Annotated in this window: 25 protein-coding genes; 17 read left to right on the top strand and 8 right to left on the bottom strand. The window is 55.3% G+C overall.

The window, feature by feature from the left end:
- Positions 1 to 17: 17 nt before the first annotated feature.
- The gene (locus HALTITAN_RS12630) at positions 18 to 1,034 is read right to left on the bottom strand and encodes an isocitrate dehydrogenase (protein WP_009287343.1); all 1,017 of its coding nucleotides are present in this window, start codon (positions 1,032 to 1,034) and stop codon (positions 18 to 20) included.
- 642 nt (positions 1,035 to 1,676) lie between these two features.
- Between HALTITAN_RS12630 and HALTITAN_RS12625 the strand changes: the two genes are divergently transcribed.
- The 3 genes from HALTITAN_RS12625 to cfa all read left to right on the top strand — a co-directional run bounded on the left by HALTITAN_RS12625 (position 1,677) and on the right by cfa (position 5,427).
- Positions 1,677 to 3,167: a SulP family inorganic anion transporter gene (locus HALTITAN_RS12625; RefSeq protein ID WP_039859372.1), complete on the top strand. Its 1,491-nt coding sequence runs from the start codon at positions 1,677 to 1,679 to the stop codon at positions 3,165 to 3,167.
- A 19-nt stretch (positions 3,168 to 3,186) separates the two neighbouring features.
- Positions 3,187 to 4,044 (top strand): universal stress protein, encoded by an 858-nt coding sequence (locus tag HALTITAN_RS12620; RefSeq protein WP_039859371.1) that lies wholly within the window; start codon positions 3,187 to 3,189, stop codon positions 4,042 to 4,044.
- A gap of 222 nt (positions 4,045 to 4,266) precedes the next feature.
- Positions 4,267 to 5,427 carry a cyclopropane fatty acyl phospholipid synthase gene (gene cfa, locus HALTITAN_RS12615; RefSeq protein WP_009287341.1) on the top strand — a complete coding sequence of 387 codons (1,161 nt, stop codon included), beginning with the start codon at positions 4,267 to 4,269 and terminating at the stop codon, positions 5,425 to 5,427.
- Between the two features lie 17 nt (positions 5,428 to 5,444).
- Here cfa and HALTITAN_RS12610 read toward each other — a convergent pair whose 3' ends face one another.
- From HALTITAN_RS12610 to HALTITAN_RS12600, 3 genes are read right to left on the bottom strand one after another with little or no spacing between them, the layout of a single operon-like run.
- The gene (locus HALTITAN_RS12610; protein ID WP_009287340.1) at positions 5,445 to 6,401 is read right to left on the bottom strand and encodes an arsenic resistance protein; all 957 of its coding nucleotides are present in this window, start codon (positions 6,399 to 6,401) and stop codon (positions 5,445 to 5,447) included.
- 45 nt (positions 6,402 to 6,446) lie between these two features.
- Positions 6,447 to 6,833, bottom strand: a complete 387-nt coding sequence (gene crcB, locus HALTITAN_RS12605; RefSeq protein ID WP_039859370.1) for a fluoride efflux transporter CrcB — start codon at positions 6,831 to 6,833, stop codon at positions 6,447 to 6,449.
- Complete coding sequence (locus tag HALTITAN_RS12600) at positions 6,830 to 7,231, bottom strand: fluoride efflux transporter FluC (protein WP_027958039.1); 402 nt, start codon at positions 7,229 to 7,231, stop codon at positions 6,830 to 6,832. Before HALTITAN_RS12600 ends, crcB begins: the two co-directional genes overlap by 4 nt.
- Before the next feature lie 164 nt (positions 7,232 to 7,395).
- Between HALTITAN_RS12600 and HALTITAN_RS12595 the strand changes: the two genes are divergently transcribed.
- Entirely contained in the window at positions 7,396 to 8,250 is an 855-nt protein-coding gene (locus tag HALTITAN_RS12595) for a universal stress protein (RefSeq protein WP_039859369.1), read from the top strand.
- A gap of 11 nt (positions 8,251 to 8,261) precedes the next feature.
- Here HALTITAN_RS12595 and HALTITAN_RS12590 read toward each other — a convergent pair whose 3' ends face one another.
- Complete coding sequence (locus HALTITAN_RS12590; protein WP_009287339.1) at positions 8,262 to 9,458, bottom strand: MFS transporter; 1,197 nt, start codon at positions 9,456 to 9,458, stop codon at positions 8,262 to 8,264.
- A 79-nt stretch (positions 9,459 to 9,537) separates the two neighbouring features.
- Here HALTITAN_RS12590 and HALTITAN_RS12585 point away from each other — a divergent pair, with 79 nt between their 5' ends.
- The gene (locus HALTITAN_RS12585) at positions 9,538 to 9,879 is read left to right on the top strand and encodes a TraR/DksA family transcriptional regulator (RefSeq protein ID WP_027958037.1); all 342 of its coding nucleotides are present in this window, start codon (positions 9,538 to 9,540) and stop codon (positions 9,877 to 9,879) included.
- A 25-nt stretch (positions 9,880 to 9,904) separates the two neighbouring features.
- On the opposite strand, the gene HALTITAN_RS12580 is transcribed toward HALTITAN_RS12585, so the two are convergent.
- Positions 9,905 to 11,596, bottom strand: coding sequence for a 2-isopropylmalate synthase (locus tag HALTITAN_RS12580; protein ID WP_009287338.1), 1,692 nt, complete (start codon positions 11,594 to 11,596; stop codon positions 9,905 to 9,907).
- Between the two features lie 278 nt (positions 11,597 to 11,874).
- On the opposite strand from HALTITAN_RS12580, the gene HALTITAN_RS12575 reads away from it, so the two are divergent.
- Positions 11,875 to 12,360, top strand: a complete 486-nt coding sequence (locus HALTITAN_RS12575) for an Lrp/AsnC family transcriptional regulator (protein WP_022522347.1) — start codon at positions 11,875 to 11,877, stop codon at positions 12,358 to 12,360.
- 71 nt (positions 12,361 to 12,431) lie between these two features.
- A complete protein-coding gene (locus HALTITAN_RS12570) occupies positions 12,432 to 12,788 on the top strand; it encodes a RidA family protein (protein WP_022522349.1) in 357 nt (118 codons plus the stop codon).
- 64 nt (positions 12,789 to 12,852) lie between these two features.
- Here HALTITAN_RS12570 and HALTITAN_RS12565 read toward each other — a convergent pair whose 3' ends face one another.
- Both HALTITAN_RS12565 and HALTITAN_RS12560 read right to left on the bottom strand, forming a co-directional pair.
- Positions 12,853 to 13,716: a MurR/RpiR family transcriptional regulator gene (locus HALTITAN_RS12565; RefSeq protein ID WP_009287337.1), complete on the bottom strand. Its 864-nt coding sequence runs from the start codon at positions 13,714 to 13,716 to the stop codon at positions 12,853 to 12,855.
- 214 nt (positions 13,717 to 13,930) lie between these two features.
- Positions 13,931 to 15,286 carry an aldehyde dehydrogenase family protein gene (locus HALTITAN_RS12560; RefSeq protein WP_009287336.1) on the bottom strand — a complete coding sequence of 452 codons (1,356 nt, stop codon included), beginning with the start codon at positions 15,284 to 15,286 and terminating at the stop codon, positions 13,931 to 13,933.
- Between the two features lie 211 nt (positions 15,287 to 15,497).
- On the opposite strand from HALTITAN_RS12560, the gene HALTITAN_RS12555 reads away from it, so the two are divergent.
- The 10 genes from HALTITAN_RS12555 to rpoS all read left to right on the top strand — a co-directional run bounded on the left by HALTITAN_RS12555 (position 15,498) and on the right by rpoS (position 24,136).
- Positions 15,498 to 16,646: a GNAT family N-acetyltransferase gene (locus tag HALTITAN_RS12555; RefSeq protein WP_009287335.1), complete on the top strand. Its 1,149-nt coding sequence runs from the start codon at positions 15,498 to 15,500 to the stop codon at positions 16,644 to 16,646.
- Between the two features lie 156 nt (positions 16,647 to 16,802).
- Complete coding sequence (gene ftsB, locus HALTITAN_RS12550) at positions 16,803 to 17,141, top strand: cell division protein FtsB (protein WP_022522352.1); 339 nt, start codon at positions 16,803 to 16,805, stop codon at positions 17,139 to 17,141.
- Positions 17,138 to 17,845, top strand: a complete 708-nt coding sequence (ispD, locus tag HALTITAN_RS12545; protein ID WP_009287334.1) for a 2-C-methyl-D-erythritol 4-phosphate cytidylyltransferase — start codon at positions 17,138 to 17,140, stop codon at positions 17,843 to 17,845. The genes ftsB and ispD overlap by 4 nt, the downstream gene beginning before the upstream one ends.
- A gap of 16 nt (positions 17,846 to 17,861) precedes the next feature.
- The gene (ispF, locus tag HALTITAN_RS12540; RefSeq protein ID WP_022522354.1) at positions 17,862 to 18,350 is read left to right on the top strand and encodes a 2-C-methyl-D-erythritol 2,4-cyclodiphosphate synthase; all 489 of its coding nucleotides are present in this window, start codon (positions 17,862 to 17,864) and stop codon (positions 18,348 to 18,350) included.
- Positions 18,343 to 19,374, top strand: a complete 1,032-nt coding sequence (truD, locus tag HALTITAN_RS12535) for a tRNA pseudouridine(13) synthase TruD (protein WP_039859367.1) — start codon at positions 18,343 to 18,345, stop codon at positions 19,372 to 19,374. The genes ispF and truD overlap by 8 nt, the downstream gene beginning before the upstream one ends.
- Positions 19,375 to 19,543: 169 nt before the next feature.
- The gene (gene surE / locus HALTITAN_RS12530; protein WP_022522356.1) at positions 19,544 to 20,290 is read left to right on the top strand and encodes a 5'/3'-nucleotidase SurE; all 747 of its coding nucleotides are present in this window, start codon (positions 19,544 to 19,546) and stop codon (positions 20,288 to 20,290) included.
- Positions 20,277 to 20,954 carry a protein-L-isoaspartate(D-aspartate) O-methyltransferase gene (locus HALTITAN_RS12525; protein ID WP_039859365.1) on the top strand — a complete coding sequence of 226 codons (678 nt, stop codon included), beginning with the start codon at positions 20,277 to 20,279 and terminating at the stop codon, positions 20,952 to 20,954. Before surE ends, HALTITAN_RS12525 begins: the two co-directional genes overlap by 14 nt.
- Entirely contained in the window at positions 20,951 to 21,910 is a 960-nt protein-coding gene (locus HALTITAN_RS12520) for a DUF368 domain-containing protein (RefSeq protein WP_009287330.1), read from the top strand. The genes HALTITAN_RS12525 and HALTITAN_RS12520 overlap by 4 nt, the downstream gene beginning before the upstream one ends.
- Positions 21,911 to 21,916: 6 nt before the next feature.
- Positions 21,917 to 22,996, top strand: a complete 1,080-nt coding sequence (locus tag HALTITAN_RS12515) for a peptidoglycan DD-metalloendopeptidase family protein (RefSeq protein WP_083868793.1) — start codon at positions 21,917 to 21,919, stop codon at positions 22,994 to 22,996.
- Positions 22,997 to 23,161: 165 nt separating this feature from the next.
- Complete coding sequence (gene rpoS / locus HALTITAN_RS12510; protein WP_022522360.1) at positions 23,162 to 24,136, top strand: RNA polymerase sigma factor RpoS; 975 nt, start codon at positions 23,162 to 23,164, stop codon at positions 24,134 to 24,136.
- The last annotated feature ends 30 nt before the right edge of the window (positions 24,137 to 24,166 follow it).

Raw genomic sequence — 24,166 nt, 5'->3', positions numbered from 1 at the left:
CAGCTAGAAAGAGTCGACTAGTGGCTCTGTACGTACTCAACCAACGCCTGGGCGAAGGAGTCGGTAGAGCCAGTGCCGCCCATATCGGGGGTGACCATATCGCGGCGGGTTTCCAGCACGGTACGGATACCCTGGCGGATGGCGGTGCCTTTCTCTGTCATGCCCAGGTGATCAAGCATTTGTGCTGCGGCGAGCAGCAAGGCGCAGGGGTTAGCGATGTTTTTGCCTTCGATATCCGGCGCTGAGCCATGCACAGCTTCAAAGATCGCTGCTTTTTCGCCGATGTTCGCCCCTGGAGCCAAACCCAAACCGCCGACTAAGCCAGCGCAAAGGTCAGAGAGAATATCGCCAAACAGGTTGGTAGTGACCACCACATCAAACTGATGTGGGTTCATTACCAGCTGCATGCAGGCGTTATCGACGATCATCTCTTGGAATTCGATCTCGGGGTACTCTTTGGCAATCTCCCGCGCTACGTCCAGAAATAAACCCGAGCTGGTTTTGATAATGTTGGCTTTGTGTACCGCGGTGACTTTTTTGCGACCGTTGTTTTTGGCCAGCTCAAAGGCGTAGCGCACAATGCGCTCGGAGCCTTTGCGAGTCACTTTGATCACCGAAATGCCAGTATCGCCGTCGTCGATCATCTCCTGGCCGTCGGAAAGATACGCGCCTTCGGTGTTTTCGCGCACGGTGATCATATCAATATCGTCGTAGCGCGAACGAGTACCGGGGAAGCTAATCGCCGGGCGCACGTTGGCATAAAGGTCAAAGTGACGACGTAGCTGTACGTTAATCGAGGAGAAGCCCTTGCCAATCGGCGTGGTTAGCGGGCCTTTCAGCGCGATGCCGTATTTTTCGATGGCATCCAACGACTCTTGAGGAATCAGCGTGCCATGCTTTTCAAGGGCACCTAAGCCAGCATCGATGTGCTGGTAGGTTAAGCCACAATCCAAGGCGTCGAGTACTCGCAGCGTGGCCTCCATAATTTCGGGGCCGATACCGTCGCCCTTGATGACTGCAATAGATTGGCTCATTGACTGCTCCTCTTTAAATCGGCAGGCGTGTTCAGTAAAGAATAGCGTGCCGCTTCAACGTGCAAAGTTGGGATTTAATATCCTGTTAGTTAGCGGCGCAATGGTACTTCAGAAAGGGGGCAGAGGTCACTTTACCTATCGTAGTGGTCTATTACGTAGTGGTAGAACCTGACTAGCGGTGTTAGACGTGAGGTGCAATGCAGCAGAATTCCTGGTAGGATACGGCACTTTGTCGCACCTTGCTTGCCTACAATATGCTTTTTTGCGACACGTTTTATGCACGACTCTTTCTTTTCGCAACTGTAAAAGAATCTCTGCCAATGAATGTATTCAAACATTGCTTTTCAGGGCTGATGACTCCGCCCTAGCCCCTCGCTTCCCCTAAAGGTGCTGATAGTGCATTCATTGTGCTGTCATCGCTTTCTGGTACTTGTTTCTAGTGCCTTCTTTTAAAGTGCTTATGTTTTCAGTACTCAAGTTTTCAGTACCTGAATTTAGCGGCACCTAACGCTAGCTCACCACTATTTAAAATAAAAAGCTGATTATCCCAGCGTGCCAATGTGTTGGCGGTGCTTCCTCTTGTTGGCTGCGCTGTTTGACCGCTTTTGGCCTGTTATTAACCTAAAACCATGGATCCCTTGCATGTACGAAAAGTTTAAACAATCCTGGCTCTCCAACCTCAAGGGCGACACCCTTGCGGGGATTGTCGTGGCTCTTGCGCTAATCCCCGAGGCCATTGCGTTCTCGATCATCGCTGGCGTTGACCCGAAAGTCGGCCTTTACGCCTCCTTCGCTATCTGTGTGATTATCGCCTTTACTGGCGGCCGCTCCGGCATGATTTCAGCGGCAACCGGCGCCATGGCGCTACTCATGATTACCCTGGTGAAAGAGCACGGTTTAGAGTACCTGCTGGCCGCCACGCTGTTGACCGGTGTGCTGCAGATTGTGGCAGGATATCTAAAGCTTGCTGAGTTGATGCGATTCGTATCGCGCTCGGTGGTGACTGGGTTTGTCAACGCGCTCGCTATCCTGATCTTTATGGCCCAGTTGCCTGAACTGACGGGCGTCACTTGGCACGTTTATGCCATGACCGTTGCGGGCTTAGCCATCATTTACGGCTTCCCCTATGTGCCGGTAGTTGGTAAAGCCATTCCTTCGCCACTGGTATGTATTGTCGTGCTCACCGCTGTGTACATGCTGACTGGCATGGATATTCGCAGCGTTGGCGATATGGGCGAGCTGCCCGATAGCCTGCCGATGTTTTTGTGGCCTGATGTGCCGCTGAACGTTGAAACCCTAATGATCATCCTGCCCTATTCGCTAATGTTAACCGTGGTGGGCCTGCTTGAATCGATGATGACGGCGACCATTATTGATGACTTAACTGATACCAAGAGCGATAAAAACCGCGAGTGTAAAGGCCAGGGTATTGCCAACATTGGCGCGGGTTTGATTGGCGGTATGGCGGGCTGCGCCATGATTGGCCAATCGGTGATCAATATTAAATCCGGTGGTCGTCGTCGTACCTCGACGTTAATTGCCGGTATCGCACTACTGCTGATGGTGGTCTTCCTGGCGGATTGGGTATCCCAGATCCCCATGGCCGCGCTGGTGGCGGTAATGATTATGGTCTCTATCGGTACCTTTAGTTGGGAATCGATTCGCGATCTGAAAAAGCACCCCATGAGCACCAATATCGTCATGGTGGCCACCGTTATCGTTACGGTAGGTACTCACAACTTGGCGATTGGCGTGTTCGTTGGTGTGCTGTTGGCGGCGATGTTCTTTGCCAACAAAGTCGGCAACATCATGTATATCGGCTCCAAAGAAATAGAGCCGGGGAAAGAGCGTGAATACGAAGTCGTCGGTCAGGTATTTTTTGCTTCCTCCGAACGCTTTATCGGCGCGTTCGATTTCAAAGAGAGTATCGATAAAGTCACTATCAACCTCTCCCGGGCGCATTTCTGGGATATTACCGCCGTGCAGGCGCTGGATCGCGTGGTGATTAAATTCCGCCGTGAAGGTACCGAGGTAGAGCTTGTGGGCTTGAGCGAGGCCAGTGCGACGGTCGTGGATCGCTATGCGGTACACAACGACCCCGAAGCGGTTGAAAAGCTGATGGGCGGCCACTAACCAACGCAAGGAGAGCGACATGACAGATCAAGTATTAGCCGCTATTGACGGCTCCCAGTTTTCTGAAGGCGTCTGCGATTATGCTGCCTGGGCAAGCTTGGCTATGGATGCACCGTTAACCTTTGTGCATGTGGTCGACAACCACTCAGCAGTACCCGAAGAGCAGAACCTTTCCGGCAACCTGCGTTTCGGTGCCCGCGAAAGGCTGATGAAAGAGCTTTCCGAGCTTGATGAGCAGCGCGCTAAAGTGAATCGCGAGCATGGCAAGCTGATGCTGGAAGCAGCTAAAGAGCGCGCTATCGATGATGGAGTCAGCAACCCCACCACGCGCCAACGCAATGGCACCCTGGTGGAAAGCTTGTTAGAGCTTGAGGAAGACATACGGTTGCTGGTGGTGGGTAAGCGCGGTGAAACCGCCCACCAGGCCAGTGGCCACCTTGGCTCTAACCTTGAACGGGTGGCGCGTGAATTGCACCGTCCGATCCTGATGGTGCCGAAAACCTTCAAGCGACCTGAAAAGATATTGATGGCCTTTGACGGCAGCAAAACCGCCCGTAAAGGCGTCGAGATGCTGGCTCGTTCGCTGCTTTTTGCTGGCACTGAGTGCCATGTGCTGATCGTGGGTGCGGAAACGGCTGAACGCCGTTCCGAGCTTGAGTGGGCGTTAGGCATATTGCGCGATGCGGGCCACCAAGCCGAAGGCGCCATTCGTGCAGGCGAGGTAGATGAAGCCCTGCAAGCTTACGAAAAAGAGCATGGTATTGACCTGCTGGTGATGGGCGCTTATGGGCACTCGCGTATTCGCCACTTGCTGGTAGGTAGCACCACAACGGCTATGCTACGTGGTAGCCGCATACCGGTGCTGATTTTGCGCTAGGGCTCAATAAGCTAAAACTCAAAAAAAGCAGCAGCGCATAACCGTTTAGCTCGCTGTGCGTATTACCTTCGCAGCCGGCCCTCTTTCTTGAGTGAGCCGGCTTTTTAGTCTCTGCAGTGCATAAATGATCTCCATCAAATGATGCTAATGTTGCCATGCGCTTCTATGCTAGTAGTCAGGTTGTAACCTATTCACCCACTGGAATAGCGTAAGGAGCCTGCTGTGAACATGCCTATGTTGGAAAAAAAGCCTGTTGGCTTCGACGAAGCCTCTACTTCCCACCGTTTTGTTGCTGAGCTACTGGCCCAAGCCGATATTCATTTCGACGGGCACCGCCCCTGGGATATCCAATTGAATGCCCCCGGCGTTATTGATAGCGCTCTTTCGCGAGGCAATCTTGGGTTTGGCGAAAGCTACATGAAGGGGGACTGGAACGCCGATCGGCTTGATGAGCTGTTTTACCGCTTAATGCGTGCCCAGCTCGGGCAGCGTATCAAGCCCACTCAATTGATTTATCACTCTCTGCGTTCGCGCCTGCTGAATCGGCAAACGGTGAAGCGTGCCTGGGAAGTGGGCGAAAAGCATTACGATCTGGGTAATGACTTCTACGCGGCCATGCTCGATCAGCGCATGACCTACACCTGCGGCTACTGGAAAGATGCCAAAACCCTGGACGAGGCCCAGGAAGCCAAGCTCGATCTCGTCTGCCGTAAATTGCAATTAAAGCCAGGCATGCGCGTGCTGGATATTGGCTGCGGCTGGGGAAGCTTCATGGCCTACGCGGCTGAGCACTATGGTGTTGAGTGCGTGGGCCTGACTATCTCCAAAGAGCAAGCGGAGTTTGGGCAACGATTGATCAAAAAGGGCTTGCCGGTAGAGTTTCGACTGCAGGATTACCGCAATGAAAGCGAGCAGTTTGACCGTATTGTCAGCATCGGCATGTTTGAGCATGTGGGGCATAAAAATTATCGCGAGTATATGAACGTGGTTAACCGCTGCTTAAAGGATGACGGCCTGTTTTTGCTACATACCATCGGCAAAAACTTAAGCAACACGGTGACTGACCCCTGGATTGATAAATATATTTTCCCCAATGGCGAACTGCCCACCTTGGGGCAAATAGCTGATGCCGCCGAAGCACTGTTTGTGGTGGAGGATGTGCATAACTTTGGGGCTGATTACGACCGTACTCTGATGGCATGGCACAATAATTTCGAGAGGCACTGGCCCACATTCGAAAGCCAGTATGGCGAGCGTTTCTATCGCATGTGGCGCTACTACCTGCTGAGTTGCGCCGGTGCTTTCCGAGCCAGAGAAATTCATCTTTGGCAACTGGTGATGAGTAAGCAGGGGGTACTGGGCGGTTATTCCCGCGTTAGCTAATCGCTATCTAACACAAGCTAGGGATCTGGCAGTAGCTTATTGGGCACCCAGCGTAAGAGTGTCACCATACCAAATAGCTCTACCAGTGATTGAAACACCACCACCACAACCGCCGCCTGCCAAGCGCTGGGTAGCGTCAGGGCGATGGGCAACATCATAAAAGAGTTACGTGTACCAAAGCTAAACGCTAGCGTTCTAGCGCTGGCGGTGGGTAGCTTAAACAACTTGCCAAGCCCCTTACCCAATAGAGCTGCAAAGAGTAAAAAACCAATAAAAATAAACACCACCTGAACCAACACTTGGCTAAGGCCGAACACAGTGTTGACCTGGGAAGCGGCGATCATAAACACCACTAAGGCCAGTAAGGGCACTGGCAGTATTCCCAGGTAATACACGGTGCGTTTAACTGCCTTGTGACGCTGGGCTATGTACTCGGTTAACCAGGCGAGTGCTAAAGGCGTGAGAATAAGCCCTGCAAAAGCGCTCAATAGTTCTTTAGAGAGCGTTAGCTGAAACCACTCACTGCCCAGGAACAGCCACAAATAAACGGGTAACGCGACTAACTGCACCAGCAGCAGTAGTGGGGCGGCGGCAACGGCCCGAGCGCTATCGCCCTTGCCTAAATGCGTGAAGGTGATAAACCAATCGGTGCAGGGCACCAGCAGTACCAGTAAAACGCCTGCCAGCACGGCGGGGGAGAGTGGTAGCCAAATAACGGTAAGGGCTAAAAAGGCTGGAATGGCAATAAAATTACCGACCATCAACGCGGCCATAAAGCGTGTGTCAGCGAAGCTTCGGGCAATATGCAGCAAAGGAATTTGCGTAAAGGTGGCGTAAAGCAGCACCGCTAACAGCGGCCATAAAAAATGCGCTAGCGGCTCAGCGAATTGCGGTGCTCTGATGCCTAACGTTAGGCCTAAGCCAATGAAAATCAGGTAGAGCCAAGACTGATGCTTTTCCATCTGATCGCGCATGCTGGCACATCCTGTCGCTAACGGTTTTGCAATCGGGGCTGTTTACTAACGAAAAAGCGCCATGCGCTCACCCATCACGGCAGCGCCCAGCCAAAGGGGAAGGCTAACCACAATGTAAACCAGCGCAATCCCCGGGCGGTCTAACTGCACCAGATGTAGCGTCTCTAAGCTAAATAGCGAAAAGGTGGTAAAACCGCCGCAAAAACCGGCCACCAATAATGGCTGAAAACGCGCTAGCTGGCTGTGGGGGGAGCGCGAGAGGGTGGCGGCCAACCAACCGATTAAGCACGAACCCAGTACGTTAACAATGAGTGTTCCCCAGGGGAAATAGCCCCCTAGTGCTGCCTGGGATAATAGCGAAACGCCGTAGCGCAGCGCGCTGCCCACGCCGCTACCGACACCTACCGCAAGGTAAGCCTTCCAGGCGCTCATAAGGTCGCTCCTGACAGAGAAGCCCCTGATAACAACCAGCCCAGGGTGACCATGACTAAACCAAGCAGCAGCGTGGTGCCCACATTAATGCCTGCGCGGAGTTGCTGGCCGCCCTGCCATAGCTCAATGGTCTGCAAGCTAAAAGAGGAGACAGTGGTGTAGCCACCTAACACACCTCCGACGGTGAACAGCCATACAGAAGAGGGGGCGCTAGCGATACCTAGGCTGCCGAGCAGCCAGCCCGCTAGAAAGGCTCCGCTGGCGTTAACCGCCAGGGTTCCCCAGGGGAAGGCCTTGCCGAGATAGCGGGCGAGTAGATTTGAAACCGCAAATCGTCCCATCCCGCCCAGCGCGCCGCCTAGTGCGACTAACAGTACGCTTGTTAAGCCATGCCCCATGCTTTCCTCCGAGTCGCCAACTTCAATAGGCCGCTAAGTTTAGCATGTGCGTTTTATAGCGTCCGAAGCACGCAAGAACGTTTTAGGGTGTCGTGGGGTAATGAGTTCGTGTAGAAAAGGGTGAGAATATAAAAATAATGTTGATGCTCAAGGAGAAGTACCTCATGTCAGATCGCGTGTTGGCAGCTATTGATAGTTCTCAGTTTTCAGAAGGCGTGTGTGATTATGCGGCTTGGGCCGCCCAAGCCCTGGATGCTCCGCTCAGTTTTATTCATACCGTGGATAACCATGCCCAAGTAGCTGAGCCGGATTTAACCGGTAACCTGGGACTAGGTACTAGAGAGCACCTGCTGGAAAAGCTGTCAGCTATTGAAGAGCAGCATGCCAAAGTCTCCCGCGAGCGGGGCCGTCTGCTACTCGACGCCGCCAAGGAGCGCGCGGCCAACGCCGGTATTGCCGACCCGCAGTGTTTGCAGCGCAACGGCACTCTGGTGGAAACCCTGGTCGAGAATGAAAAAGATGTAAGGCTGTTAGTGGTAGGCAAGCGGGGCGAGACGGCGCACCAAGCCAGTGGTCATTTAGGTTCCAACCTAGAGCGCGTGGTGCGGGAAATGCATCGCCCGATTCTCATGGTGCCGAAAGAGTTTACTCAACCGCACAATGTGATGATGGCGTTTGACGGCAGTAAAACGGCTCGTAAAGGCGTGGAAATGCTGGCCAAAAGCCCGCTGTTTGAGGGCGCTACCTGCCACGTGGTGATTGTGGGCGCGGAAACCGCTGAAAACCGCTCGCAGCTGAGCTGGGCGCTGGAAACCTTACGCGAGGCCAGGCACACCGCCGAAGGGGCGATACGCGCGGGCGAGGTGGAAGAGACGCTGCGTACCTATAAGCAAGAGCATGATATCGACATGCTGGTGATGGGCGCCTACGGCCACTCGCGGATCCGTCACCTGCTGGTCGGCAGTACTACCACCACAATGTTGCGTAATGCCCAGTTGCCGGTGCTGATTTTGCGCTGATTTCTGCACTTTTATGGCTCAGCCGGGATAGTGGAGGTTTCCCGCAGTACACGCTGAGCCAGTAGCCAACCGGCGATGATAAACACCAGCATGCCCAACAGAAGCGCATGGAACGGAGCGCCTGCCCCAAGGGCTAACCCCAGCACCGCAGGCGCGACGCCGGTGGAGAACACCATGGCAGCGCTAAGCGCAGAGCGTACCCGGCCTAGATGTTCAGCTCCCCACAGCTTAATTAGCAGGCCTGAGGCAATCAGCTCTTGCGCGCCCATGGCCAAGCCGCCCCCTACCATCAATGCCCAAATGCTGATATGCCCGCCAATGGTGAGTGCCATCACCATGGCAAAGGCGTAGGGGAGTAGGTAAAGGCGGGCTAGCTTTACGGGGCCCAGTTTATCCACCCAGCGGCCTCCTAATAAGGCCCCCGGCAGTTTGGCGATTCCCATGCCGGTCAGCGCCAGGGCGTAAACCGCCAGGGAGCTCTCCAGAGACTCCGTTAATTGCGCTTGATAGATAAACAGCCCCGTCATGGTGATGGGGAGGGCCATTAATAGTGGCATTAGCAGCCAAAAGCGTTTTTCGCGAAAGGGACGAGGGCCATGGGGCGTCTGCCTGGTTGGTTTAACGCCCGGTGCGTCGGGCCAAGGTGCTTTTAACAGTAGCCACAGCCAAGGCAAGGCGATGACGCCACACAGTAGCCACCAGAAGGTTTGCCAACTGCTCCAGATAAGCGCAGCCGCCACTAACGGGGGCAGCAGCGCTTCTCCCAGCGGTATCCCTAGGTTAGCCAGGCCAATGGCACGGCCGCGCATGGTGGAAAACTCTCGGGCAGCGAGGGTGTTACCCAAATGGGTCAACATGCCCTGGCCGCATAGCCGCACTATGCCAAGGCCGACTATCCCCAGCCACCACCAGGGCGATAAGGTAAGCAGTACAATGCCGGTTAACAGCAGTGACAAGACGATTGCCGCAAAGCGCTGTGGGTTAATCCAGTCGATGGAGGGCCCAAAGCGCAGCATGCAGAAACCCGCTATCAGGGTAACCACGGCATAGGCGGTGCCAAACTGGCCGACGCTAAGACCCAGGTGGTCTGAAAGGGGCGCTTGAAAAAGACCAATAAAGTAGCTCTGCCCAAGGCTTGAGCTAAACATCGCTAGAAAAGCGATACTGAGTACGCTGCGGTGATCGCGCAGCAGGGTGCGATAGCCCATCGTAACGTTCCCTTCGCGATCAAATAATTAGTAGGTTAACGATTGTTGGTAAATGATTGTAGGCTAGTGGGAGGTGCAGATGAATCACCCTGAGGTGGATATAGTCGTTATCCGTGAGAAATTACTTGCTCTTGACGCCACGCTCCGCGAGGAGAGCGCCAGCAGTGAAGAGTCCCGGGATACGGTGATGCTGGATCAAACGTCGGTAGGTCGGCTGTCGCGTATGGATGCAATGCAAGGGCAAGCGATGGCCAAAGCAGGCGAGCAGCGACGTCAGCTGAAGCTGAAGCAGATTGCCGCTGCCCTGCAACGCATTGAGAGTGAAAGCTTTGGTGAGTGTATAGAGTGCGGCGAATGGATTGGGGCCAAACGCCTCACCTGGGACCCATTAGTGCTGAAGTGTATTGAGTGTGCTGATTAGACCCTGCTCCTTAGAGCCAAGCCGTTTACGCTTCGGCGGCAGCTTCTTGCTGCTGCTCAGTTGTCTGACCAGGATTAATCGTTGCATTAATACCTGACAACAGTGCCTTGAGCGATGCACTCACGGTGTCGCTATCTTCGGCCACTGCGCAAAGCCGTTGGCCATCGATATTGAGCTGAACGAAGGCGATGGCATTGGCTTCACTGCTGGCACCCAGCGAATGCTCGCTGTAATCGATAATCCCTACACTGCTGCCGGAGTGGCGTTGCCACGCATCGGTAAATGCCGACATCGCGCCGTTGCCCTTGCCAGAAAGGCGCAGCGTTTCGTCACCCTGTTTCAGCGTCAGCTCAATGCCTTCCTGCTGGCCTTTGGAGAGCTGATAATCCACAAGAGATAGGGGCGCTTCCTGGGTGAAATTGTCGAACATCACCTGGCGAATCATTTCACTGGAGAGTTCGCTGGCGCGCCGCTCGCTCTCTTGCTGAACAAAGGGGGCCAAAGCCAGCATCATCCAGCGCGGCAGGTTAATGCCGTAATCCCGCTCAAGCAGGAAAGCCATACCGCCCTTGCCGGACTGACTATTGACGCGAATTACCGCCTGATAATCGCGGCCGATATCATGGGGGTCGATGGGCAGATAAGCCACTTGCCAAGGCTCGTCGGGTTTTTGGTGCTTGAGGGATTTACGAATCGCATCCTGGTGGCTGCCCGAGAAAGCGGTGTAGACCATCTCGCCCACCCAGGGGTGACGCGGGTGTATAGCGATACCGGTGCACTCGTTGACCACCTGAATGATTTCATCAGGGTTGGATAGATCCAGTTCAGGATCGATGCCCTGGCTGTAGAGATTCATCGCCAGGGTGACGATATCCATATTGCCCGTGCGCTCGCCATTGCCCAGCAGGGTGCCTTCTACCCGCTCGGCGCCGGCCAGCAGGGCGAGTTCAGCAGAGGCTACCGCACCACCGCGGTCATTGTGGGTGTGCACCGAGATAATCACGCTGTCGCGGCGGCTAATGTGCTGGCAAAAGTACTCAATCTGATCGGCGTGATGGTGCGGCCCGGCCACTTCCACCGTGGTGGGCAGGTTGAGAATGCATTTATTCTCTGGCGTCGGCTGCCACACATCCATCACCGCTTCGCAGATTTCCAGCGAAAAATCGATCTCGGTGCTGGAGAAACTTTCCGGGGTGTACTCGAAACACCACTCAATCTCGGGGTATTGGTCGGCGTAGGTTTTGACCCAGGTGGCCCCTTGTACCGCAATATCGACAATCCCGGCACGATCCATCTCAAACACCCGCTCGCGCTGAATGGTGGAGGTGGAATTATATAGGTGAACAATGGCGCGCTTGGCACCCACCAGCGAGGCAAAGGTCTTCTCAATCAGGTGTTCACGGCACTGCACTAGTACCGCTATGGTGACGTCATCGGGAATTTGATTCTCTTCGATCAGCCAACGCACGAAGTCGTAGTCGGGCTGGCTGGCCGAAGGAAAGCCTACCATGACTTCTTTAATGCCCACTTTAACGATCTGCTGCCAGAAGCGTTGCTTTTGCTCAACGGTCATCGGCTCAAGCAGCGCCTGATTGCCGTCGCGTAGGTCTTCGCTCACCCAGATCGGGGCATGATCCAGGTCACGATCTGGCCATTGGCGATTGAAGGCAGGTACGCGGGGCGCAGGGCGATATTTGCGATGATCAAAAGCAGACATGGTGAGTTTCCTAAAGGCGGTGAGTTGTTAAAAGCGGCCGCTTGTGGCGTATGCCGCATTGCTGCAGTGCCAGGGTGAGGCACTTTAAGGGGCTGCTTGTGGCAATGACTCTTGTGGTACTGAGCTATCTCTTACTGGACTATCTTTTACTAGCTATCTCGTACTTGACATAGTGTATGCGGAGAGCGACGAAAGGTTATTGCGAAAATGTAGTGTTATCGCCAATAATTGACATTAAATATCGCATAATTCGCTTTTATTGGTAGGAGCTGCTTTCTATGGCCGTAATGCCGCTGTCGCTTGATCGATTTGATCGCCATATTCTGGATATTGTGCAGCAGGAGGGGCGCATCAGTAATCAGGAGTTGGCTGATCGAATCGGGCTTTCGCCTTCGCCCTGCTTGCGCCGGGTGCGGGCTCTGGAGGAGCACGGCCTAATACTGCGCTACCGTGCGGAGGTCGATTCCCGCCAACTGGGCTATCAGTTAATGGCGCTGCTGCATATTTCCATGGATCAGCATACGCCGGAGCGCTTCGATAATTTTGAGCGCCATATTCGTGAGATACCCAACGTTATCGAGTGCCTGATCATTACCGGTCAGGCGGCGGATTTTCAGCTCAAAATCCTGGTGCGGGACATGGATGACTACCAACACCTGCTGTTGCATGTGATTAACCGCATCGAGGGTGTTACCGGCGCGCATACCAGCTTTGTGCTGCGGCGGGTCTTTGAGCATCGGCCGGTACCTACGGATCGGCTTTGATAAGAAGGCATAGTCAAGGATAAGCCAAGCGGTTTAGACTGCTTTTCTTAAACCCACTAGGAGTTTTCCCTATGACCATTCAACGCCACGATACAAAAGCCCGCATGAGCCGTGCGGTGATTCACCAGGGCGTGGCCTATTTGTGCGGCCAAGTGGCTGGCCCGGAGGCCCGCGAGGGCGACATTACTGCCCAAACGGAAAGCATGCTGGCGCGGGTGGATGCGCTACTGAAAGAGATTGGTTCAAGCCGTGAGCAGCTGCTTAGCGCGACGATCTACCTGAAAGAGGGCAGTGACTTTGCCGCTATGAACGGGGTATGGGATGCCTGGATGCCCGCAGGCTACGCACCGGCGCGCACCTGCGTCTGCGCGCCCATGCCCGCCGATGAGCTTAAAGTGGAAATTACGGTGACTGCCGCAGTGAGCTAACTGCTTTCTATTCGCTACTCACCATTCACCCCTCACTATTTTCCATTCACTTGCTATTTATCATTCACTTACCGGGCTTTTCTACCGGAAAGCGGGTGTCGCGCAGGCTGTCTTTGATTTTCTTGAGGTGGGGTAAGAAGTCTTCACCACGCCTCAAGGTTACCCCAGTGGCCAGCGCATCAATCAGCGTTAATTGAATTACCCGCGAGGTCATCGGCATGTAGTGGTCGGTGTCTTCGGGGGTAGCGACATCCAGGGTGGCGGTGCATTCGTTGGCCAGTGGCGAGTTTGGCGCGGTTATACCAAGAACGACGGCCCCTGCATCCCTCGCCAAACGGGCGATATCCACCAGCTCCCGGGTGCGCCCGGTGTAGGAGATAATCACCACCACATCCCCCGTATGGCAAGCGGCGGCGACCATACGCTGCATCAGCACATCAATGTAGGCCATCACCGGCAGGTTGAAGCGGAAGAACTTGTGCTGGGCATCCTGGGCCACCGCGCCAGAGGCACCCAAGCCAAAAATATGGATCTGCTTGGCCTGGGTAAGGTAGTCGACCATGCGCTCGACAGCACCCATATCGATGTCGCGCTGGGCTTCATCGAGGGCGGCGATGGTGGCGCCAAAGATTTTGTGGGTGTACTGGGTGGCGGAGTCGCCAGGCTCTACTGCACGGGTTACATAGGGTGTGCCGCCAGCTAAGCTCTGGGCCAATTTGATTTTAAAATCGGGATAGCCCTTGGCGCCAAAGTTACGGCAAAACCGGTTAACCGTGGGTTCGCTGACGCTAGCTGCCTGGGCCAGGCTGGCAATGCTTAGGCTGGTGGCGACCGTTGGGTCTTCAAGAATTACATTGGCGACTTTACGCTCCGATCGGTTGAGTTCTTCTAAACGTTCGCGTAAGCGGTCAAGTAAGTCATGAGCCATTAACGGTCTCCGTGTCGTGTATGGAAAGCAGCAAATTTCCTATGCTTACAAAAGTTTTCCCACGAGTTTCAGTAAGCTGTTGCAAATGCTCAGGGCAGTTTCTGCTGTGCTTACGTGGGCTTTGTAGATAATTCCAACGTAGAGCGTATGTGAAATATATCATAAGGGCATTGTGAAAATTTGTTATTAGCAAACGATCATCAGTTCTTAAGCTTTAACCGACTCCTAACAATTTCATTAACCAGCGCCGATAAGGTGGATAAAGCAAGTGGCTCGAGGTGCGTTTTGATTGATAAAATACGCTGCGTAAGTGGCTAAAACGCTCAAAGCCGTGACGGCCATGGTAGGCGCCCATGCCACTCTCGCCGACGCCGCCAAAGGGCAGTGAAGGAACGGCGTGATGAAGCAGCGTGGCATTAAACACCAGTGCGCCAGAGCGTGTCGTTTGCAGCAACTGCTGCTGTAAGCCCTTATCATGTGTGAAGGCATACAGTGCCAGCGGGTGAGGGCGGGCATTCACATAACGTATTGCGGCCGACATATCGCTAATGCCAATTACCGGTAGGCAGCGGCCAAAAATCTCTTCGCGCATCACCTGTAGCCCCTGGTGGGGGTCGATAATCAGCGCTGGGGCATGAGTGCCGTGATCGATGACTCTGCAGCCGTGGTCTTGGGCTTCTTGCAGCATGGCATCTAGCCGCTGCTGGTGGGCCGCGTTAATCGCGTGGGTGGCCGCATGATCGTCGGGGCGCTGCCGTTGAATAGCCTCGCTCAACGCTTTAACCAAGGCATTAATATGGCGGCTCTCAACCAGCACGTAGTCGGGGGCGATACAGGTTTGCCCGCCGTTCATGCCTTTTCCAAAAATAATATCTGCTGCCGCTTTGTCGAAATCCGCATCGCCTGCCACGATGGCGGGCGACTTGCCGCCCAGTTCAAGCGTCGTTGGGGTCAAATTCGCCGCGGCTGCTTGGGCCACTTGCCGACCTACCGCGCTGGAGCCGGTGAACACCAGGTGATCGAACGGCAAACTGCTAAAACGACGCGCCACCTCTACATCGCCTTCTACTACCTTGAGTTCTTCAGGGGTGAAGTATTGCGGCACCAGTCGCTGCAGTAGGGCGCTGGTAGCGGGGGAGTGCTCGCTGGGTTTAAGCATCACCACATTGCCCGCAGCAAATGCATCCACTATCGGCATTAGCGCCAAACTCCAGGGGTAATTCCAGGGTGACATCACGCCGACAACGCCCAGCGGCTGCGGCGCGATGCGTGCCCGGGCAGGCATCAATCGCCACGGCATGCTGACCGACCAAGGGCGCATCCAGCGCCATAGATGCAGTCTGGCATGGCGAATGGCGTGGAGCACCGCGCTGATTTCAGCCATGCGTATTTCCACCTCGTTGCGCTGACCAAAATCCGTTTGAATCGCGCGGATAATCTCAAGCTGGTGATGCTTGGTCATACGAGCGAGGCGGGCCAGCCGGTCACGACGCACCGTTAGCGTCGGGTAGGGCATTTGATCGACAGCGTGGCGCTGCGTTTGAAAGTCACCCGTCATATCGCGCGTCATGGACTCTCCTCATATGCCGTTACCGGCGTGGCGTTAACGTTAAATACTGCAGTTCAATAGCCGTATCTGCTTTCGTTGGCATAGCCCGATGGCATAGCTCGTTGATTTAGCCAGTTGATTTAGACATCGGTGTAGATGGTTAGTGTAAACGGTTTATATAAACAGTTAGTGTAAAGTGACCTTTTAGCCCCCACACGTTCGGGAAGGTGCTATGCCGTTACCCCCACTATCGATCACCATTCTACCCACCATTGAGGCCGTTACGGCAAGCCAGTGGGATTCACTGGTCGATAATGATCAGCCCTTTTTGCGTCACGCGTTTTTACACGCCCTGGAGGCAAGCGGCTCGGTCAGTGAGGCCACGGGCTGGGAACCGTGCCATCTGAGTGTATGGCAAGGCGAGCAGTTGGTAGCGGCGCTGCCGATGTACCGCAAGCACCACTCTTACGGTGAGTATGTGTTTGATTGGGGTTGGGCGGAAGCGCTAGAGCGTGCCGGTGGTCGCTACTATCCAAAAGCCCTCAGTGCGGTACCGTTTACGCCAGTGCCTGGCGCGCGCACGTTAATCGCCAAGAATGTCGATGCCCGCGCCGTCCGTGGGCTGCTGGCTGGCGCCTGGCGCGGGCAGTGTGAAAGTCTCGGTCTGTCTAGCTGGCACTTGCTATTTGCCGACGAGGCCGATGTCACCGCCTGGCAGGCGCAGTGTCCTGAGCTTATTACGCGTGAAGGCGTACAGTTTCAGTGGCGTGATCGCGGCTTCGGCGATTTTGAGGGCTTTCTAGCCAGCATGACATCGAAACGGCGCAAGATGATCAAGCGCGAGCGTCGCTTGGTCGCCGAGCAGGGGCTACAGGTAGCGCACCTTGAGGGTGATGCAATTACATCAGCGGACATGGTGCATTTCTATCGCTGCTATGCAATTACCTACCATGAGCGCGGCAGGCCGCCTTACTTAAACTATGACTTTTTTGAGCGCCTGCGCCAAACCATGCCAGAGGCGCTGGTGCTGGTGCAGGCTTACGTTGAAGGGCGCCCGGTGGCGTCAGCACTCTATTTTCGTGGCAGTAGCACGCTCTATGGGCGCTACTGGGGGAGTGAAGTCGTCGCCGATTGCCTGCATTTTGAGGCATGTTACTACCAGGGTATCGAGTACTGTTTGCAGCGCGGCTTAACGCTGTTTGATCCGGGCACCCAGGGCGAGCACAAGCTGGTACGCGGGTTTGCGCCCCAGCGTGTGCGTTCGCTGCACTATATTAGCCACCCTGGGCTTGCCGCAGGTGTTGCCCAGTTTTGTCATGAAGAGGGCGAGCATGTCAGCGCCTACCGCGATGCGGCCCATCAAGCGCTGCCATTTAAGTAGTTATTTAAGCTGTCATTATAACGACGTGCGGCTCGCTGGTGCTGCCCCTTAATGGCATAATGCGCGCCGATAAGCACTCTTTAGTGTATCAACGCCGCTTTTGATCAAACCAGGGCTTTGAATAAAATCCAGCCGATATTTCCAAGGAGTGCCGTGATGCGTAAATGGTTAGTGATGACATTGCTCGCTGTCTTGGCGCTGCTTCAGTACGAGCTGTGGTTAGGCAACGGTGGCTGGCACGATTTGCAGCAAGTGGAGCAGCGGGTCGCGGTGCAAGAGGCGGCCAATGTGCCCATGCGCGAGCGCAATGCGCGGCTGGCGGCCGAAGTGACGGATTTAAAAAACGGTTTAGACGCCATTGAGGAGCGGGCACGTAGCGATATGGGCATGGTGCGCACCGACGAGCAGTTCTTCTGGGTGCCTGGTGTAGCGATTGAGAAGGAGCTTATCGGTATTAATGCAGGTCTGGTCGCTCCCCAGGAGCCGCCACAGTGAGCCAAACCTGGTTAATTGTGCCCGCGGCGGGTCAAGGGCGCCGTATGGGGGCCGATAAGCCCAAACAGTACTTAACCTTGGCCGATGAGCAGCCGGTGTTGGCGCATACTTTGGCACGCCTTCATAGCGCCTTTCCTAGCGCTCGCTTGGTGCTCTGTTTAGATGCCGACGACCGCTGGTTCTCGCCCCGCTGGGTGCCTTTTACTGTCTGGCAGCGCGTGACCGGGGGCGATGAGCGAATGGACAGCGTCTTAAATGCCCTGCACGCGATGGCCGCCGATGATAATGACGTAGTGATGGTGCATGATGTGGCCCGCCCCTGTATTACCGTGAGCGATCTCCAGGCGCTGTACCAAGCCGCCGCGACCCACCCCGCAGGCGCGCTTTTGGCGATGCCGGTGGCGGATACCATGAAGCGTGCCGATGATCAGTGCCAAAGCGCGCGAACCGAACCGCGGGATGACTTGTGGCACGCGCTAACGCCCCAAGGGTTTCGCTATGCGCTACTTCGGCGAGCCTTAGAAACCGCCCGCCAGCAACGAACCTTGGTAACCGATGAAGCCTCGGCGGTTGAAGCCTTGGGCGAATGCCCACAGTTGGTAAGCGGACGGCGCGACAACCTGAAAATTACCCACCCGGATGACTTGGCGCTGGCAGCCGCGATTATGGCGGCACAAACCGTTAACACGCCTGACAGGCTTTAATCACTAGGAGCTTATAATGCGTATCGGCCACGGATTTGATGTACACCGTTTCGGCCCCGGCGATCATTTAATGATCGGCGGCGTTAAGCTGCCGTTTGAACACGGCTTTGTGGCCCACTCCGACGGCGATGTGCTGCTTCACGCGATTAGTGATGCACTGTTGGGCGCCTGTGCGCTGGGCGATATTGGCCGCCACTTCCCCGATACTGACCCGGCGTGGGCGGGGGCTGATAGTCGCGAGCTGCTGCGTCATGTAGTCACGCTGACTCAAGGTCAAGGCTATGGGGTGGTCAATATCGACGCCACGCTAATGGCTCAAGCACCTAAAATGGCACCGCATATCGAGGCAATGCGAGAAGTCATTGCTGCCGATCTAGGCGTCGCGCTTGGTCAAGTCAACGTTAAAGCCACCACCACCGAACGATTAGGTTTCACCGGGCGCGGTGAAGGTATCGCCGCGGAGGCGGTGGTGCTGCTTAACCGTGCTGAGGCGCTTAATGATTAATATGCCTGAGTGGCAGCGCTGTCTCGATGCTCAATTTGGCTCTCCCAAACCGGGCCAGTACCGTGCCCAGCCGGAAGATTTTTGGGTCGATGAGCTGCTGGATTTCACCCCTGAAGCACACGGGGAACATTTGTGGCTGCGAGTTGAAAAGCGCAATCAAACCACGTTAGATGTCGTCAATACATTAAGTCGGCTTTGTGGCGTAACGCCCCGTGATATCGGTTACTCTGGCATGAAAGACCGCATTGCCGTCACGCGCCAGTGGCTGAGCGTGCATCTGCCCGGCCGCGACGCGCCCACTGAGCTTGAGCAGTCGCTTAATGCGCTGGGGATCACTGTCGTTGAGCAGGCGCGCCACCCACGTAAGCTGAAGCGTGGCGTTCACCGCACTAACCGTTTTGTATTACGCCTTAGCGGTGAGGCCATTGAAAGCGAAGATTTTGTCAGCCGCTGGGAAGCCCTTTGTCAGCATGGCGTGCCTAACTATTTTGGCCCCCAGCGCTTTGGGCCCGAAGGACGTAATCTTCAGCGTGCCGAAGCATTACTTAACCGAGGTTGGCGAAAACGCGACGATCGCCAGGGTATGATGCTCTCCACTGCGCGCAGTTTTTTGTTTAACGAACTGCTCAGCGCGCGCATTGCGGATGGCACCTGGTCGCAGCCGCTGGCGGGAGACACGTTGATGCTGGACGGCACCCAAAGTGTGTTTCGTATCGACGCTTCTGATCCGACGTTTCAGGCCCGCGCCGCTGAACTGGATGTGCATCCCACTGGGGTGCTTTGGGGCGTTGGTGAAGCTGACCAGGGCGACGCCGCTGGCTATGAAGCCCGTTTGCTGGAGCACTACCCTGGGCTATGCAGTGGCTTACAACGCAGCGGAGTAAAGCAGGCACGCCGTGCACTTCGTATGCGGCTGCTGGAACCCCAGTATGCTTGGGAGTCAGGTGCTGTCCGGCTTTCGTTTTCGCTGCCGCGGGGCAGCTTTGCCACCGCTGTGCTGGGTGAGCTGATGTTAGCGAACTGATTTAGCTATTAGATTTGAGATTAGCATACAGAAAAGTTAGTAAAAGAGAGGGATATGAGCGGCCGCGTTTCGTGCATATGCTTTTGCGCTCACGTCTCTTGTGGCTATCACTCTTGGCTTACGACTCTTGTGCTTATAACTTTTGTGGTTAAGAACAGGGAGACCCACTATGCGGCGACTGCTGCTTTCCAATGATGATGGTGTGTACGCGCCCGGACTGCGTGCGCTGCACGATGCGCTGTTGGCCCATGCCAATATTCGCGTAGTGGCGCCTGATCGAGACCGCAGTGGTGCTAGCAACTCGCTTACTCTGTCACGGCCTCTCTCGTTGACGCCTCTGGATAACGGCTTTTATAGCGTCGATGGTACTCCCGCGGACTGCGTTTATTTGGGCGTTCACGGCGTATGGGATGAAAAACCCGATTTAGTCATCTCCGGCATCAATCACGGCAGTAATCTGGGCGATGACGTGCTCTATTCAGGTACTGTCGCGGCGGCGATGGAGGGGCGTAATTTAGGTATGACGGCGATTGCCATGTCGCTGTGTGGCGAGCGTCATTTCGCCACCGCTGCCAGGGTCGCTGCCACCTTGATTGGTGCTGCTGATCAGCTCTCTCTGCCGCCGAGAACGCTGCTGAATGTCAATGTGCCCGATGTGCCCTGGGAGGAGGTTAAAGGCGTAAAAGTGACTCGCTTAGGCTATCGTGGGCCAGCCGAGAAACCGTTAGCGGTAAAAGACCCGCGGGGGCGTACGCGCTACTGGATTGCGCCGGTAGCGGCCAATGCCGATGACGGTGATGATACCGATTTTGCTGCCGTCGAGGCGGGCTATGTGTCGATTACTCCCTTACAAACAGACCTAACGCGGCACCCCGCGCTTAACGATGTGCAGGAATGGTTGGATGTTTTTGCCTGATATCTCTCCAGGAGAGCTGCGCGGTCGCGGCATGACCTCCCAGCGTACTCGTGACCGCATGGTCGAGCGCCTCATGCAGCAGGGCATCAGCGATGCCCGGGTGCTGGAAGTCATGGCCAGAGAGCCGCGTCATCTATTTGTTGATGAAGCGCTGGCCCATCGCGCTTACGAAGATACCGCGCTACCGATTGGCTTTAGCCAAACGCTGTCGCAGCCGTTCATCGTGGCGCGCATGACGGAGCTTGTGTTGCGCGCCGAGCCGCGCAGGGTATTGGAACTGGGGACAGGGTCTGGCTATCAGACGTTAATACTGTCGCGCTTGGTCGAAGAGCTCTACTCCATTGAGCGCATCAGTGCGCTACACGAGCGTGCGGCGGAGCGGTTAAGACGGCTAGCAGCACCTGCCAGACTGGCGGTGGCGGACGGCGGCTATGGTTGGCCAGACGTTGCGCCGTTTGACATTATTTTGCTAACCGCCTGTGCCCAGACGCTACCCACACCGCTACTAGAGCAATTGAGCCACGACGGGGTGCTGATTGCTCCGTTGGAAGAGCCCGATGGCAACCAGTGGCTTACTCAAGTAAAGCGCATTGGCAGTGCCTTTGAAAAACGTCGGCTTGAGCCCGTGCGTTTTGTACCCTTACTGCAAGGAGTAGTGGATTGAAGCGGCAACCCTTGGGAATATTTTTACGAGGCGCAGGGATGGGCGCCGCCGACGCAGTGCCTGGCGTGTCGGGAGGAACGATTGCATTTATTAGCGGTATCTATGAAGAGCTGATCAATACGATCAAACAGTTTGGCCCCGGTGCCATCGGCGCTTGGCACCGCGGTGGCTGGCGGGCTCTTAGCAACCATTTGAATCTCGCCTTTCTGGTGCCGCTATTGGCGGGGGTCGCGGTTAGCCTGTTTAGCGTAGCGCATTTAGCGCTCTGGTTGATGGAAGCGCACCCGCTGCTGCTGGATGGCTTCTTTTTTGGCCTAGTGGCAGCCTCTGCTCTGGTGGTCGGACAGGCGAGTAGCGGCTGGAAGCTTTGGTATCTATTGCCGCTACTGGTGGGGCTAGTGCTCGCCCAGGCGTTACCGGGCATGATGCCGCTGGTGTTATTAATTGGTAATGAAGCGCTGGTAGTCATGGTGGCAGGCTGCATCGCGATTAGCGCCATGCTGTTACCGGGCGTGTCAGGTAGCTTTCTATTGCTGACTATGGGCCTCTACGGCACCATTATGGGTGCAATTCGCAGTTTGGATCTGGGCATTATCGTGCTGTTTGGCATGGGCTGCATAGTCGGCTTAGCGCTGTTTTCACGACTTCTGTCCTGGCTGTTACGGCGTCACCATACCCCAACGATGCAACTGCTATTGGGGTTTATTGCCGGTTCGCTGCCGGTTCTCTGGCCATGGCGCGAGCTGTTACGCTACCAAATCGGGCCAGAAGGGCAAATGATTCCTCTGGAGTACCGCTATTTATTGCCCGCTGACTATGCCGTATTGACCGGCGCTTCGGCACAAGTGGCCGGTGTTGTTGCGCTAATGGCCGTGGGTGCCCTCATTGTCGTGTTACTCAACCGACATGCAGATCGTCGGCCAATCGATACCCAGCTTGGCGCTGAAAAGGAGTAGGTTTGAATGCGTAAAGGTCATATACCTAAAGTACTCATGATGTCGGCGCTGGCATTAGCCATTGCTGGCTGTGCCAGCCAGCAAGGCGGAAGCCCCCAGGTGCGCGATTTAAGCCAAGCACGCCAGGCGGTGGAAAACTCGCCCCAGTACACGGTGAAAGCGGGTGATACTTTGTATGGCATTGCTTGGCAGCACAATTTGGATTATCGCCAGCTCGCGGCAATCAATAACATTGATCCGCCCTACCAAATTCGGCCAGGGCAAACGATTGCCCTGCGTGAAGGCGCTGGGTTGGCATCAACGGCCAGTAACCAGCCCACGACGAATACCTCAAGTGGCGCAGTGGCGACCGGGCTGAGCCCACAGACGGCCTCAGTGGCCAGCGACGACCAGGAGTTGGATTGGCTACTGCCCGATGAATCCGCGATTCAACGCAACCAGCGCCTTACCGCTGAACGCAATGCAGCAGAGCAAGAGGCTGATGAATCGTCCTCAACACCTCAGCCTGAAGTCGTCGCGGCGGCTGAGCCTGAGCCCGCCGAGCAACCTGAACCACAGCCATCATCAGAACCCGAACAAGCTGAGCCACAGCAAGCGCCGGCACCGCAGCCCGAATCTGAGGCCGAATCTGAGCCCGAACCACAGCCTGAAGCAGCGTCTGCCACACAAAGTGCCAGCGTAGACCGTTCATCGCGTACCTATACGCCCGCCGAAAACATCGACTGGCAGTGGCCTGCCGATGGTAATGTGGTCGGGGCATTTGGTCAGGGTGATAGCATCACCGCCGGGATTGATATCGCTGGTGAAAAGGGGCAACCTGTTAAAGCAGCAGGCCCCGGCATTGTGGTTTATGCGGGCAGTGGCGTCAGGGGGTACGGCAACCTCATCCTTCTCAAGCACAACGATCAGTTCCTGAGCGCGTATGCTCATAACGACAGCTTACGGGTCAGTGAAAATGACGTAGTAGAGGCTGGTGAGGTGATTGCCACAATGGGGGATAGCGATGCTGAAAACGTCAGATTACACTTTGAAGTTCGCCGTGATGGGCAGCCGCAAGATCCCATGGACTTCCTGCCTTCTCGCTAATGCACTCACCGGGATAGTGAGCAGTCAGCGCATAACTTGGACGTTGCCCGAATCGCAGCATTCGAGCGTCATATAACAATCGTCACATAACAATATGGTGTGCGTCTTAGAACGCACCCTTTGACTTTCTAAATGGCGGGTAGGCGACAAACGAGGGGTAAGGCCATGAGTATGTTGGAGAAAGATCTACAGGAGGTTGACCTGGACGCTGCTGAGGAGGCACTTGATGATACCGATGACGATGTCACGATAGAAGAAGATGCCTTTGAGAAAGCGCTAGGGCGTGAGGATCGTCAATCGACCCAAAGCTTGGATGCGACGCAAATCTACCTCAACGAAATCGGCTTTTCGCCACTGTTAACGCCAGAAGAGGAAGTTTACTACGGCCGCTTAGCGCGTAAAGGCGACCCCTTGGGTCGCTCACGAATGATTGAATCCAACCTGCGGCTGGTAGTGAAAATTGCCCGCCGCTACCTAAACCGCGGCTTGACGTTGCTGGATTTGATCGAAGAGGGCAATTTAGGTTTGATTCGCGCGGTAGAGAAGTTTGACCCCGAACGGGGCTTTCGTTTCTCGACCTACGCCACCTGGTGGATTCGTCAAACCATTGAGCGGGCGCTGATGAACCAGACGCGGACGATCCGCTTGCCCATTCACGTGGTCAAAGAGCTCAATATTTACCTGCGTGCGGCGCGTGAATTGACTCAAAAGTTTGACCATGAAGCCACCGCCGAAGAGATCGCTGATCACCTTGATAAACCGGTCGATGTGGTCAAAAAGATGCTCGGCCTTAATGAGCGCGTATCGTCTGTCGATTACCCCATGGGGGGTGAGAGTGATAAACCGCTGATCGATACATTGGCTGACGATGAAGTGCAGGGGCCTGAGGCACGGCTAGTGGATGGCGATGTCAAAGAGCATGTGGATCTTTGGCTGGATGAGCTGAGCGAAAAACAGCGCGAAGTGGTTGTGCGCCGTTTTGGCTTACGCGGCCACGAGTCGGCCACTCTGGAAGAGGTGGGCGCTGAAATCGGTTTAACCCGCGAGCGAGTTCGCCAGATTCAGGTCGAAGCACTCAAGAAACTGCGCCGTGCATTGGAAAAACAGGGCCTTTCTTTAGAGGCGCTGTTTGAAACCTGAGTGAAACTTAGGCGAACGTAAATCGCGTTA

The organism is Vreelandella titanicae BH1, from assembly GCF_000336575.1.
Classification (GTDB): Bacteria; Pseudomonadota; Gammaproteobacteria; order Pseudomonadales; family Halomonadaceae; genus Vreelandella; species Vreelandella titanicae.
This window is presented reverse-complemented; position numbering and strand designations above follow the sequence as displayed.

Coding starts and splice junctions, on each gene's coding strand:
- HALTITAN_RS12630 (WP_009287343.1), bottom strand. CDS start 1,034: ATGAGCCAATCTATTGCAGTCATCAAGGGCGACGGTATCGGCCCCGAA.
- HALTITAN_RS12625 (WP_039859372.1), top strand. CDS start 1,677: ATGTACGAAAAGTTTAAACAATCCTGGCTCTCCAACCTCAAGGGCGAC.
- HALTITAN_RS12620 (WP_039859371.1), top strand. CDS start 3,187: ATGACAGATCAAGTATTAGCCGCTATTGACGGCTCCCAGTTTTCTGAA.
- HALTITAN_RS12610 (WP_009287340.1), bottom strand. CDS start 6,401: ATGCGCGATCAGATGGAAAAGCATCAGTCTTGGCTCTACCTGATTTTC.
- crcB (WP_039859370.1), bottom strand. CDS start 6,833: ATGAGCGCCTGGAAGGCTTACCTTGCGGTAGGTGTCGGTAGCGGCGTG.
- HALTITAN_RS12600 (WP_027958039.1), bottom strand. CDS start 7,231: ATGGGGCATGGCTTAACAAGCGTACTGTTAGTCGCACTAGGCGGCGCG.
- HALTITAN_RS12595 (WP_039859369.1), top strand. CDS start 7,396: ATGTCAGATCGCGTGTTGGCAGCTATTGATAGTTCTCAGTTTTCAGAA.
- HALTITAN_RS12590 (WP_009287339.1), bottom strand. CDS start 9,458: ATGGGCTATCGCACCCTGCTGCGCGATCACCGCAGCGTACTCAGTATC.
- HALTITAN_RS12585 (WP_027958037.1), top strand. CDS start 9,538: ATGAATCACCCTGAGGTGGATATAGTCGTTATCCGTGAGAAATTACTT.
- HALTITAN_RS12580 (WP_009287338.1), bottom strand. CDS start 11,596: ATGTCTGCTTTTGATCATCGCAAATATCGCCCTGCGCCCCGCGTACCT.
- HALTITAN_RS12575 (WP_022522347.1), top strand. CDS start 11,875: ATGGCCGTAATGCCGCTGTCGCTTGATCGATTTGATCGCCATATTCTG.
- HALTITAN_RS12570 (WP_022522349.1), top strand. CDS start 12,432: ATGACCATTCAACGCCACGATACAAAAGCCCGCATGAGCCGTGCGGTG.
- HALTITAN_RS12565 (WP_009287337.1), bottom strand. CDS start 13,716: ATGGCTCATGACTTACTTGACCGCTTACGCGAACGTTTAGAAGAACTC.
- HALTITAN_RS12560 (WP_009287336.1), bottom strand. CDS start 15,286: ATGACGCGCGATATGACGGGTGACTTTCAAACGCAGCGCCACGCTGTC.
- HALTITAN_RS12555 (WP_009287335.1), top strand. CDS start 15,498: ATGCCGTTACCCCCACTATCGATCACCATTCTACCCACCATTGAGGCC.
- ftsB (WP_022522352.1), top strand. CDS start 16,803: ATGCGTAAATGGTTAGTGATGACATTGCTCGCTGTCTTGGCGCTGCTT.
- ispF (WP_022522354.1), top strand. CDS start 17,862: ATGCGTATCGGCCACGGATTTGATGTACACCGTTTCGGCCCCGGCGAT.
- truD (WP_039859367.1), top strand. CDS start 18,343: ATGATTAATATGCCTGAGTGGCAGCGCTGTCTCGATGCTCAATTTGGC.
- surE (WP_022522356.1), top strand. CDS start 19,544: ATGCGGCGACTGCTGCTTTCCAATGATGATGGTGTGTACGCGCCCGGA.
- HALTITAN_RS12525 (WP_039859365.1), top strand. CDS start 20,277: ATGTTTTTGCCTGATATCTCTCCAGGAGAGCTGCGCGGTCGCGGCATG.
- HALTITAN_RS12515 (WP_083868793.1), top strand. CDS start 21,917: ATGCGTAAAGGTCATATACCTAAAGTACTCATGATGTCGGCGCTGGCA.
- rpoS (WP_022522360.1), top strand. CDS start 23,162: ATGAGTATGTTGGAGAAAGATCTACAGGAGGTTGACCTGGACGCTGCT.